Genomic DNA, 12,688 nt, shown 5'->3' on the forward strand with positions numbered 1-12,688 from the left:
CCTATTTAAAAATTCAATAGTCTATCCATCAATTTTATAGAGGTATATTGTTCAAAGTATAGTGCCTTTGCTTTATCAACTTTTTGAATAATATCATCAACCATAGGATTGAAATGTTCCATTAGCTGTGCTAGTGCCTCAAAATCCCCTGAAGGATAAAAAGTCACCAGAGATTCATCAACATAATCTCGAACAGAGGGAATATCATTCACAATGATAGGAACTCCTAGAGACATTGCTTGAAGCATAACCATATGACCAGCGGATAAATCAATATCTTTTAACGATAGGACAAGGAAATCGGACTTAGCTAATACATCTCCAAAGGTTTCTACTACTACATCAGATAAAACTTGAATGTTTGAACCATGCGTAGGAACTCTCCATGGCTGAGTTGCAATCACACACGGCATTGAAAGGGTTGAAGTCTCCACTGCCTTGACTAAAGTCTCATAATCTCGGTTACTACCTCCACCTGAAAAGATATACTTAGTTGGTAAAGAACCTTGATAAGTTAGTTGATTATCATAATCTAAGCCGTAATGAATAAATTTAAATTTCTCCTGAAATTCTGGAAAGAGTTCCGAATAATAATGAATTTCTTTTGAACCATAGACTATGATATTACTGATATTCTGGAAAGACTTTTTCACAAGTTGCTTTCGTAAATAATAATAGATTTTATTTTTCTTATTCTCAAACAAAAACCCTGCTAATGTAATTTCCTTGCCACTTTTATTTAAAATTCCTAAAAAGATACCTACAAGAGGATTTACACAAATAATTTTCTTGACATCATATTTTATGAATTTCCGAGCATAATCATAGGACATTTTCCACATTAAAAAATGATACAAAGCACTACCGATGTATTTGAAATTACGTACTCTTCTTATAAGTGGACTTTCATAGTTGGTATAAACTACTCGGCTCCCGCCATGAAGAGATTGGTAATACTCTTCATTCTTTTTTTGTAGCTCACTGTCTAAAATGATTAAATTTTCCATTATACCCCTTATTGTAAATTATCATAAAATTCCGAGAAGTTCTTGATGTAACTCTCCAAAGAAAACAGCTCTTTTTGTCTCTGATATCCTACTCGCCCAAATTTTTCTCTTTTTTCAGAACTATCTAGTAAGAGAGAAATGGCATTAGACAGTTCTTGAGGAGAATTTGGTTTGACTAAGCAACCACTTTTGTCATCTACTACCATTTCAGCTATTCCCCCATTGTTATAACCAACAACTGGTTTTGAACAAGCCATGGCTTCTAGGACTACTGTAGGTAGGGAATCAGGTTTTATACTTGGTAAGACAAAGATATCAAACATATTATAAAGTTCAGAAGTCTTATCGTAGTAATCAATACGATGAATTTGTGACACAACAGATGAAGAAGCTATTCTCTTATCTAGTTCATCTAAGCGCCATTCTTCACCAGGAAAAACACCTCCAGCCAGGAAAGCCACCGCTTGCTCATTCTTTTCCAAAAGTGGCTCGACTGCTTCTATGAAATCATTTTGTCCTTTAATAGCATTGACCCGACCAATCATGCCAATCACAAGTGCATCTTGCGCAATGTCAAATTTTTCACGAATAGAAGACGCATCCATTGGATAATAGACAGCATTATCGACACCGTTATAAATCACTTCCACTTGGCTATCTTTGATAAAGGGAGACTGCTTGATATGATTAGCGACCGCTTGGGACACCGTCACAATCTTGTCTGCATATCGTCCCATGAGCATATTGATAAAGTCAGAAATAGCTTTGGGTTTGACGATAATCTCATGAACATGCCAAATCAAAGGCAGCTTGAGCTTGCGTTTCAAATAGATGCCCTCCAAAACAGCCGCTGTATTATTGTGAACCATATCTATACTGTGTTCTCGAGCATAGAGGGCGATTTGCTTAGCATAGAAATTATAAGAGCGAATATAGTCGGCAATGCCTTTAGGATTAAAGTATTTTCTACGTAAAATCGGATAATCCAACACGCTGACCTTAGCTCCAACTTGGCGCAAAGCCTCGACTAAAACACCGTCATTTGGCAAGATGACGTGAGCTTCAAATTCTTTGGAATCCAATCCTTTTATCAATTCCAATAAAACCTTATCTGCTCCATACATTTCTGCACCAGCATGCAAGTATAAAATCCGTTTCATTCCCTATCCTTTAAACACTTCTTCATAATCTGACACAATCTTTTCCCATGTGAAAGCTGTGATAATTCTTTGGCTTGACTTGAAATCCAAGTCAGCTATCACTACCTGATCAAATCCCTCTACTTCCTCAATGACGCGTGCCAACTCATCTTTTTTCCAATAAATGGCCCCGTCTTCACCAACCTCACGGTTAAAACCAACATCTAGCAACAAATTTAGTTTTGTGGATGCTAAAGCTTCCAGTAGAGAAGGGTTGGTTCCTCCAACCTCATGCCCATGTAAATAGGCAAAGGCATTTTCACGGATGTACTTGAGCAACTCTTGGTCATAGACAGTACCGACAAATTTGACCCTAGGATCTTTGTCAAAACCAGTATCCCGTAACAACTGGTCGTAAAATTTATTCTGCTCCACATTTGTGATGAGAACAAAGTCCTTTTTGGACTTGGACTTGATAAATTCACGAATCATGGCTTCGTAGTTATTTTCAGGAACAAATCGTCCCACTACTAGATAATAGCCATTTTCGCTAACTTCTTTTTCCTTATACCAATCTCGAACTTTGGCATCTTCTGCTTTCAGGATTGAAGGAGCTGTATCTGTCCCATAGGCAATATAGGTGGTCTTTGGTTGGTACTGCTTATAATCCTCTTGGATATATTTTTCAATGTTTTTACTGTCACAGACCAGTAAATCTGCATGTTTGACCATGAGCTGCTCTGAAAATTTCCAGTACTTACGAACTGGAAGGCTCCATTTTGCTCGCAACCATTCATGACCATCAGGATTCACCAGCAAAGAGCCACCAATCGCACGAATTTTTTTCTTAAGTCCAGAAATAAAAGGACCGATGCGACAAGCTAGAATGTAAAAAATGGGAGCCTCGTCCTTGTTTTCCTTAGCCAATTCAATAGCCTTGTTGACCGCTGCAATATCGTAAGCGATGGCGCGGGCCGGGCCGATATTGGGTACATCGATGTTGAAGCAAATGGCTCCATTGTGCTCAAACTGGTCTTCCGTAATGCCAGACTTAGCAGAATTTTCACGCATACAAGCAACATAGTATTGTATGTTGCTGTCTTTTTGATATTCGGTTAATTTTTCAACAAAGGTTTCAAATCCTCCATACTTAGCAGGAATCCCCTTTGAACCAATAATATAAACTGACTGTTTCATTTCTCTCCTAACAGGACTGAAGGGCAGAAATTACTTCGCCCCATCTCTCATAAATACAACTTTAACGGTCTTTAACAATATTTCAATATCTTTCCAAATAGTCCAATCATCAATATAGGCCACATCTAATTTGACAACTTCATTGAAATCCTTGATCTCACTTCGCCCGCTGACTTGCCACAAGCCTGTTATCCCAGGTTTAAAACTCAATCGACGTTTCTGTTCAGGAGTATATTTCTCATACTCATCAACTGTTGGGGGACGGGTCCCTACTAGACTCATATCTCCCATTAAAACATTCCAAAACTGTGGCAACTCATCTAGGCTGGTCTTACGAATAAAGCGACCAATGGGAGTGATACGAGGATCATCATCAACCTTAAACATACCACCTTGCATGGTATTTTGAGCTAAAAGTTCTTGTTTGCGCATTTCAGCATTCACACACATGGATCTAAATTTATAGAAAGTGAAATGTCGACCATTTTTTCCAATACGCGTTTGAGAAAAAATCGCTGGCCCACCATCTTGTCGAATCATTGGAACCAAAACAATGCTCACCAAACCACAAATAATCAATCCGACAATCGAACCGACAATATCAATGAAACGTTTAGCAATGACATGACTCGTCTTATAAAATTTTGTAGAAAACGTGATAACATTCAGCCCTGCCATCCCACGAATCTTTTTATCACTACCTAGATAGTTATTAAAAGCATTCAGGTTAACTGTCACGTCAATTCCCATTGTCTCAAAAAGTGAGATAAACTCCCCGATGTCATACTCTTCACTTGGTAGATTGATAAAAACCTCATCGACAACTTCATGAGTAGCAAAGTCTAAGATGTTCTCAGCAGGTACAACGGTTAAGGTTTGATGCTGGAAATCAGGCTGGTCTAAAACACTGACCGCCACCAAATTCCAAAAAATTTCTCCCGACTCTATCAGCCTATCGATGACTTTTTCAACCCTAGAGGTAGCTGTTATCAAGAATATCTTCTTACTCCCCTTGAGATTTGGAAAGATGCTTTTTCTATAGCGTTTAATGCATAGATTCAACAAATACAACAGAATAGAGTGTATTGTCAAAAAATAAATCATTCCTCGTCTAGAGATACTAAAACGATCTTCTAAGAAAAAATTCGAAATACTGATAGCTAAAGCAAAGAACACGATATACTTTGTCGTGTTGATAAACTCTGCTAAATAACCCCTTTTAAAAAAATCATGCCCATAATCACTGATATAAAACACAAAAAAATGAAGAATGAACAAGATAATAACCGAAGTATTTACAATCTCTGTTTCCTTAACAAAACTAAGTAAATAAGCTAATAAAATGACAAGAAAACTCTGGATTGCCGCCAAAGTAATCTTCAATCCCTTTTCTTCCATAATCTATTCCCTAAGCTAACTCTTACTTTTTTCCATAGGAGCCATAAGCCCCATATGATCCATACTTCTCAACTGAAGTATTGAGTTTATTAAGCACAATTCCTAAGAATGGTTTGCTTGTTTGTTCGAGTTGTTCTTTAGCTTTTTGGACATCACGACGATTTGTTTCACCAGCCGCAGTTACTAAAACAGAAGCGTCACACTGCTGCGTGATAATCGCCGCATCGATAACAACTCCAATCGGAGCAGTATCTACAACGATGTAGTCAAAGTACTTGCGTAAGGTGTCAATCATGGTCGCAAAATTTTCACTTTGCAACAAAGCTGTTGGGTTTGGTGATACAGAACCCGCTTGAATGACAAACAAATTTTCAACATTGGTTTCACATAAACCTTGTGATAGGTCTGTTGTGCCTGACAAGAACTCTGTTAGGCCTGTAATCTTTTCCCGTGATTTAAAGACACCTGACATGACTGAATTACGGATATCCGCATCAATCAACAGTGTCTTATAGCCCGCACGCGCGAAAGCCCAAGCAATATTGGTAGAAGTTGTTGATTTTCCTTCTCCTGGTTTGACAGAGGTAATGGAAATCACTTTCAAGTTATTCCCACTCAATTGAATATTGGTGCGAAGGGCATTGTAGTATTCTTCTGCTTTTCTTGCCAAATCTAATTTTTTTTGTGCAATTTCTAACGTTGGCATTTTTCTCTCCTATTTTAATTTATCCAAATTTGGAACTACTCCCAATAGTGCAATTTGCATCACGTCCTCAATATCTTCTGGACGTTTCACTCGTGTATCTAAGAGCTCAACTAGGAGAACTGCGACAACCATCACAACCGCCCCCGCAAGGAATCCAACCATGGTATTGCGACGAATATTTGGTGAAGATGGCGATGTTGCAGGGCGTGCTTCTTCAAGTGTTGTCACATCCGAAACGCGAGTGACGCTGATGATCTTTTGAGCCGCAACCTCTCTCAAAGAGTTGGCGATACGGCTAGCTTCCTCAGGTGCACGGTCTGTAACAGAAATCGATACAATACGCGTATCCACTGGAACTGTTACCTTGATTTTACTAGCTAGACCTTTTGGAGGAAGTTCTAGTTTCAAATCAGTCGCAACCTTCTCTAAAACGTCTTGCGAGAGAATGATTTCGCGATAGTCTTTTACCAAGTAAGATCCTGCTTGCAAGTCTTGGTTAGTCAAGCCAGGCTTATCTCCCTGATTACGATTGACCACATAAATTCGGGTCGTACTCGTAAACTCCGGCTTCACAATAAAACTACTGTAGGCAAATGCTACTGTCCCTGTCACGAATGCTACCAAAGCAATTAAAAATTTTCGTTTCCAAAGGATTTTAAGCAAGTGAAATACATCGATTTCCATCATATTTTGTTCTTTCATTTTTTCTCCTAAATCAATTGATCCATTATTATTTTTCGGGGATTATCCTTAAAAAGTTCCTTAGCCTTATCTTCACTGTATTTTTTAGCAATGATATCATAGGCTTCCTCCATATGAGGAGGTCTGTGATCCAAGTTGTGCATATCACTTGCTATCACGTGAACCAGATCTCGTTCCAAGAAATACTGGGCTCTCTTTTTCATAAATTTATAGGTTTCTCCGAAGAGTTTTGGTTTCAAAACATGAGAACTATTAACCTGGGTATAACATCCCATATCAATCAGCTCTCGCACGCGCTTTTCATTGTTTTCTAAAGCATCGTAACGTTCAATGTGGGCAATGACGGGTGTAATGCCTAGCATTAGAATATCACTCAATCCCTTATGCATATCCCGATAGGCTGTATTCATACTAAACTCAATCAAAGCATAGCGGCTATCGTTGAGGGTTGGGATTAATTTCTTTTCTAACTTCTCAACAACATCTGGCGTATAGTAGATTTCTGCCCCATAGGCAATGATTAAGTCATCCGCAACTTCCTTAGCTATTTCTCGCACCTTCAAAAAGTTAGTTGCGACTTTTTCTTCAGGAGTTTCGAACATTCCTTTTCGTCTATGCGAAGTGGAAACAATTGTCCTCACTCCTTGACTGTAAGCCTCTCTAAGAAGTTTTTTACTTTCCTCTATCGACTTTGGACCATCGTCCACATCAAAAACGATGTGCGAATGGATATCTATCATGCTACTTGCCCTCCATCACATCATTGATAGCAGCTTTGACAGCGGCCAAGCTACTTTCATCAATTTCCATCATGTAGAGGTTGCTATCAGGCATAGCGTATGAAGGAAGATCCGTGCGTCCAGTTCCCTTCAAGTCTTGAGAGTTGACTTTGTAGTTCCCACCACTCTCCAATTGAGTATTAACCAGATCCATCATGGTTTCCAAAGGCATATTGGTCTGAAGAGAATCTTGCAATCCTTGGATGATATTGTCATAGTTCTTCAAAGCTTCGGTTGAAGTTAATTTCTGAATAACAGCTACAATAACCTTTTGTTGGTTTCGACCACGGTCACGATCTCCATCTGCTAGAGAGTAGCGCTCACGAACAAAACCAAGAGCCTGCTCAGAGTCTAGATGGACATTCCCAACGGGGAAATGATACTTGCCATGTAAAGAAGTGAAATCCTGATCATTATAGACATCAACACCACCTAGAAGGTCAATCAATTTCAAGAAAGAAGTGAAGTTCAAGCGCACATAATAGTTAATATCCACTCCATAGAGATTTTCCAAGGTATGAATCGACGAGTCCACTCCATAAATACCAGCGTGGGTCAATTTATCCTTTTGATTATTCCCCCCATCCGCAATCGGAACATAGGAATCTCGAGGCGTTGTAGTCAGAAGGATTTTCTTGGTATCTCGGTTCACAGTCATTAGAATATTCACATCTGAACGCGAAACGGAACTAATCGGACCATAGGTATCAATACCACTCACATAAATATTGAAAGCTTTATTCTTCGATACCTTTGGTGCCGCAACATCCTTAGTTAATTGTTTTGTATAGATTTTTTTGATTTTTGAAGCATAATCTGGATACTCTGCTTCAATGATATTTTCAAAGACACTATTTAAGACAATTGCTTTCGTTTCGCCAGAAAGCAGACTCTTATAAGCTGCTAGATAAGAAGCACTCTGTTCAACTGTCAAGTCTTTACTCTGTGTCGTCTTAATATCCGCCACCAACTTTTGGATATTGTCATTATCTGTTTCAGTTGGACCTGTTACACTCTCTAACTGAGTCACATTATTGATTTCACTATCTTTCAAAACGACCACACTCATCGAATACTCTGAGTAGTTTGAGGTCGCATTGATATGATTGGTAAAACCGACAAACTGCTGCAAAGCATAGAGAGAAACCGAGCTAACTACGATAGCAACTGTCAAAAAGAAAACCGTAAACTTCTCGGCTTTTTTATACACTATCAGAAGGATTGCAATTACAGCAGAAATAAAAATAAGAACCGCAGTAAGGATATTGAGGTACCGAAAAGCTAAGATATTATGTTTAAAAATTAAGAACAGCAAAAAACCACTCAATAATAAATAAATGGTTGATAAAACTATATTAATATTTCGTTTTACATTCCCTAAACGAGCTCTCTTTGAACGTCTACTCATGATAATCCCCTATACACGTTAATAGTTATAAATATTATATCACAATCATGATGGAAATTCCATCCATCCTTGCTATTTTCAGCGTTTTCATTCGCTTTTGTTCTCTTAAGTTGCTCTAAAATATGAGCAAAGTTCCGAATGCCATTCTACACAAAAAGACAAGGCGCTCAGGGGCAACCTTGTCTGTGATCTTATTTTACGTGGTTTTCAAACTCTTTCTGGCTCTTTTCGATAGCCTTTTTACTTTCTTCTTCCCACTTAGCCTTGGCTTCATCAAATTGTTTCTTGGTAACAGGGTCTTTTTGTAATCTCATGTACTTATAATTATTTCCGTCACCCTTGATACCTACTAGGGAGTAGGCACGTGTAAACGGAGTTACTTTGGTTACAGAGGCTGTACCGCCATTTGACATAGCAGACATGACTAGAGAATTGTCAATCATCCAAGCTTGAGCTTCAGCGTATTTTTCATAGCGCTTAGCGACATCTTTGTTCTCAGCATCTGCTTCTTTCAGGAGTTGTGTATAGGTATCGAGCCCCAAACTCTTAATGAGCTCTTGGTCTTCCTTGGCATCAAGACCAAAAATCTTGAGATAGAAGCCAGTTTCAGCATTGAAGGGATCTAGATAAGTTGATGGATCCTGGTAATCACCAACCCAACCATCAAAGTTTAGGTCGTAGTCACGAGCTGCTGGATTTGGTGCTAAGAAAGCAACATTTCCAAAGTCATCTGTAGAAAGCTGTTGAACATCAATGACGATATTGTCAGAACCTAGTACTGTTTCAAGGGTTTGTTTAACCGAATTCATACCAGAGACCGCATTTTTATTTGTCTGATCAACAGGGACATCCAAATGGATTGGGAAAGTCACGCCTTGGGCTTCCAATTCCTTTTTAGCTTCTGCAAGTTTTGCTTGGGCCTTTTCCTTGTTGAAGTAGGCATCTTGAGCGTCTGCCAAATTGATACCTGACCACTCAGTTCCGTAGTTCACAAGCTTAGAAGCTGTTACTTCTCCAAAGGTCTTATCTCCCACCTGGACAAATGTTGGGGGAACCAGAGTATTACGAAGGGTTTTGCTCGCTGCTTCTTCACCGTTAGATTGAGCAGAGTAGGCTGTTCGATCAATACCAAAGTTGATAGCTTGACGGAAATTTTTATTTAAGATAGCTGTTTGAGCTGATTTCTTTTGTTCATCTGTTGTTTTAGCGGTATGATTATAGGTTTTGCGGTTGACGTTAAAGTTAAAGTACCAAGATGTCTTGTCTTGTAAGCTATAGACGATATTGTCTTGGTATTTTTCTTTTGTCTTAGCATAGTTCGAACTATTTGGATAGACTCCCGCAATCGAGTAAGCACCACTTTCAAAGTTTCGAATGGTCATCTCCTGATCTGACCCATCAAAGTAGGCTAACTTAACTTTTTCAATGGTTACTTTATCATGGTCATAATAGTGTGGATTCTTCACATATTCGATCGAAGATTTTGATGTGAAATCTTTTAACAGATATGGACCGTTATAAAGGATGCTGTCTGGTGTCAAGGTACCAAAATCTTTATCCTTTGATTTCAAGAACTCTTCGTTGACTGGGAAAAGAATACTATTGGTTGTCTTTGAATTCCAATACGGTTCTGGTCGAGTCAAAGTGTACTCGACTGTGTAATCATCCAAGGCTTTGACACCAACAGTTGAAAAGTCATTAGTCACACCCGTCACATAATCATTCAATCCCTTGATTGAATTTTGGATCAGATCCATGGCTTGCCCCTTGTTGTCAGCGGCATATTTGATCCCAGCGACAAAATCCTGAGCTTTGACTGAAGCATATTCCTCACCATCAGCCGTATACCACTTGGCATCTTTTCTAAGCTTGTAAGTATAGGTCAAACCATCTGATGAAACAGACCAATCCTCCGCAAGAGCAGGTACGAGGTTCCCATAGCTGTCATTTTCTAATAAACCATCTACAAGATTGGTAATAACGGCAGTGTTATCTGCATAATAATCTAGGAGATAGTTAAAAGTTGTTGGATTCGCACTAAATGTTGATGAATAAGTGCTAGTATCTGTGTTGGACTGTCCACATGCAGAGAGCAAAATCCCTGTCGCTAAGACAAGACCTGTCCCGATTAGTCTTTTTTTCAGTTTGATCATCATTCACTCCTTTATGTCAGTTTTTATAACATAACCATATTTTATCAAATTTATTCAAAAATGTAAAGTTACTGCCTTTATGATAACTGGTGTCTAAAACAAAAAAGGGAGCACAGTTTCCTGCAACTTCCTTTTCTATTTATAGATTACTTGACGTGTTTTTCAAGTTCTTTTTGGTATTTGGCATTTGTCTCGATTTTTTCTTGTTGCCATTTCTTGAAGGCTTCTTCGTATTCTTTTGCAGTCACAACGTCATTTTGCAACTCCAATCCTTTGAATACAAATGGGTCTCCCTTGATTCCGACTTGAGAGTAAGCTTTTGTAAATGGTACAGTACGGCTAACCGTTGGAGAACCACCTGAAGAAGCAACTGGGATTAAGAGCGAGCTGTCTGACACCCAAGCTTGAGCTTTAGCATATTTTTCATAACGCTTATTAAGGTCGCTGGTTTCAGCTGCAGCGTCATCCAAGAGTTTCTTGTATTCGTCCAGTCCAACTTGAGCCATCACTTCTGGATCTTGTCCGCGCTTAATCCCCAAGTGTTTAAGGGCAGAACCCTTCTTGGCATCAAGAATGTTTAGGTAGGTAGCTGGGTCTTGATAGTCTGGTCCCCAACCAGTTCCGTTCAAATCATAGTCTTTTTGAGATGGCACCTTGGCTTGAGACGTAATGCTCATCTTTTCATTATCGGTCATTTGAAGGACATCGACAATGACATTTTCAGTACCAAGTGATGATTCGATTGACTGCTTGAGTGAATTGGTTTGTTGAACCGCGATTACATCTGTTTGTTCAACGGGGATATCCAAATGGATTGGGAATGTAACACCCTTGGCTTGCAATTCTTCCTTGGCTTTAGCAAAGGCTGCCTTAGCTTTTTCAGGACTGTAAATCGTATCCTTGCCATCTGTAAGGGCTACATCTTTCCACTGGTCTCCATATGAAACGAGCTCTGCCTGTGCCAACTCTCCAAAGGTTTTTTCACCCACTTGAACGTAGTCATGAGGCACTAGGCTGTTACGGATAATCTTGTTCGCACCTTCTTCACCATTCAACTGAGCAGTATAAGAATGACGGTCAAGGGCAAAGTTTAGCGCCTGGCGGAAGTTCTTGTTGAGAAGAGCTTCTTTCGTTGAAGTTTTTTGAGCCTCGTCTGTTTTGGCTGTTTTATTATAAGATTGGCGGTTTACGTTAACAGTGAGGTAGTAGCTTGTCGCTTCTTGTGGACTGTAAACAATCTTATCTCCGTACTCTTGTTTAGTTGACTCAAAATTTGAACTTGTTGGGAAGAGACGAGCTGTTGTATAGGCACCTTGTGTAAAGCTACGAATCAAAGATTCTTGGTCTGATCCATCGTAGAAAGTTAGTTTAATATTGTCAATCTTGACATTGTCCTTATCCCAGTAGTTTGGATTCTTTTCATATTCGATGACTGATTTTGAAGTCAATGATTTCAAGAAATAAGGACCATTATATAGGATACCTGATGGGGTTGGTGCACCATAGTCGCTCCCTTTAGAATTCAAAAATTCTTCATTAACTGGCAGCATGGTTGCAGTTGTGACCTTAGAGTTCCAGAAACTTTCTGGTTTGTTGAGCGTGTATTCTACCGTGTAATCATCAACAGCCTTAACTCCTACGGTAGAGAAATCATTGCTCTCACCACTAACATACTCTGCCAAACCTTTGATAGAATCCTGAATCAAAGAAAGACCATCTGATTTTCCGTCAGCAGCATGTTTAAGCCCAGTAACAAAGTCTTTGGCCTTAACTTCAGCGTATTCTTCTCCATCAGAAGTATACCATTTTACACCCTTACGAAGTTTGTAGGTGTAAGTCAAACCATCCTTTGAAACAGACCAGTCTTCTGCAAGTGATGGAATTAAGTTCCCATACTTATCATTTTCCAAAAGACCATCAACAACGTTTGCTATAACGTCAGAGGTTGAGCTCTTGCTCGTCACACTATAATCCAAAGAAGATGGATCCATAGCGTAGACATAAGAGAAAGTCTTGGGAGCATCCGCTTTCTTTTCACTTTGCCCACAAGCAGTTAACAGTAGGGCTGCACTCAAAACAGCACCTGCTCCTAAGAGCCACTTTTTCGATTTCATAAGTAATCTCCTTAAAGATAGTGTTTTCACCATTATACCCTATTTTTTCATAAAAGCAAGAACTTTCGCCAGATTTTTTAGAAAA

The 12,688-nt window shown here is 39.1% G+C and carries 10 protein-coding genes; all 10 read right to left on the reverse strand.

The annotated features are described in order from the left end of the window. Positions 1-5: 5 nt before the first annotated feature. The 10 genes from HMPREF2766_RS01325 to HMPREF2766_RS01370 all read right to left on the reverse strand — a co-directional run bounded on the left by HMPREF2766_RS01325 (position 6) and on the right by HMPREF2766_RS01370 (position 12,603). Entirely contained in the window at positions 6-1,007 is a 1,002-nt protein-coding gene (locus HMPREF2766_RS01325; protein ID WP_070567284.1) for a glycosyltransferase, read from the reverse strand. A gap of 8 nt (positions 1,008-1,015) precedes the next feature. Beyond that, positions 1,016-2,167: a glycosyltransferase family 4 protein gene (locus tag HMPREF2766_RS01330; protein WP_070567286.1), complete on the reverse strand. Its 1,152-nt coding sequence runs from the start codon at positions 2,165-2,167 to the stop codon at positions 1,016-1,018. Positions 2,168-2,170: 3 nt separating this feature from the next. Further along, positions 2,171-3,343: a beta 1-4 rhamnosyltransferase Cps2T gene (gene cps2T, locus HMPREF2766_RS01335; RefSeq protein WP_070567288.1), complete on the reverse strand. Its 1,173-nt coding sequence runs from the start codon at positions 3,341-3,343 to the stop codon at positions 2,171-2,173. A 30-nt stretch (positions 3,344-3,373) separates the two neighbouring features. After that, on the reverse strand, positions 3,374-4,741 hold the full coding sequence (locus tag HMPREF2766_RS01340; RefSeq protein ID WP_000391463.1) for a sugar transferase: 1,368 nt from the start codon (positions 4,739-4,741) through the stop codon (positions 3,374-3,376). A 22-nt stretch (positions 4,742-4,763) separates the two neighbouring features. Beyond that, entirely contained in the window at positions 4,764-5,447 is a 684-nt protein-coding gene (locus tag HMPREF2766_RS01345) for a tyrosine-protein kinase (protein WP_049489809.1), read from the reverse strand. Between the two features lie 9 nt (positions 5,448-5,456). Beyond that, entirely contained in the window at positions 5,457-6,149 is a 693-nt protein-coding gene (gene cpsC / locus HMPREF2766_RS01350) for a capsular polysaccharide biosynthesis protein CpsC (protein WP_049489810.1), read from the reverse strand. An 8-nt stretch (positions 6,150-6,157) separates the two neighbouring features. Then, positions 6,158-6,889: a capsular polysaccharide biosynthesis protein Cps4B gene (gene cps4B / locus HMPREF2766_RS01355; RefSeq protein ID WP_049489811.1), complete on the reverse strand. Its 732-nt coding sequence runs from the start codon at positions 6,887-6,889 to the stop codon at positions 6,158-6,160. Position 6,890: 1 nt separating this feature from the next. Beyond that, positions 6,891-8,336 (reverse strand): LCP family glycopolymer transferase CpsA, encoded by a 1,446-nt coding sequence (locus tag HMPREF2766_RS01360; protein WP_049489812.1) that lies wholly within the window; start codon positions 8,334-8,336, stop codon positions 6,891-6,893. 191 nt (positions 8,337-8,527) lie between these two features. Beyond that, positions 8,528-10,489, reverse strand: a complete 1,962-nt coding sequence (locus HMPREF2766_RS01365; protein WP_080976151.1) for a peptide ABC transporter substrate-binding protein — start codon at positions 10,487-10,489, stop codon at positions 8,528-8,530. Between the two features lie 146 nt (positions 10,490-10,635). Next, positions 10,636-12,603 carry a peptide ABC transporter substrate-binding protein gene (locus HMPREF2766_RS01370; protein WP_070567290.1) on the reverse strand — a complete coding sequence of 656 codons (1,968 nt, stop codon included), beginning with the start codon at positions 12,601-12,603 and terminating at the stop codon, positions 10,636-10,638. Between the last annotated feature and the right edge of the window lie 85 nt (positions 12,604-12,688).

Source organism: Streptococcus sp. HMSC076C08, from assembly GCF_001810825.1.
In the GTDB taxonomy this organism is placed as follows: domain Bacteria; phylum Bacillota; class Bacilli; order Lactobacillales; family Streptococcaceae; genus Streptococcus.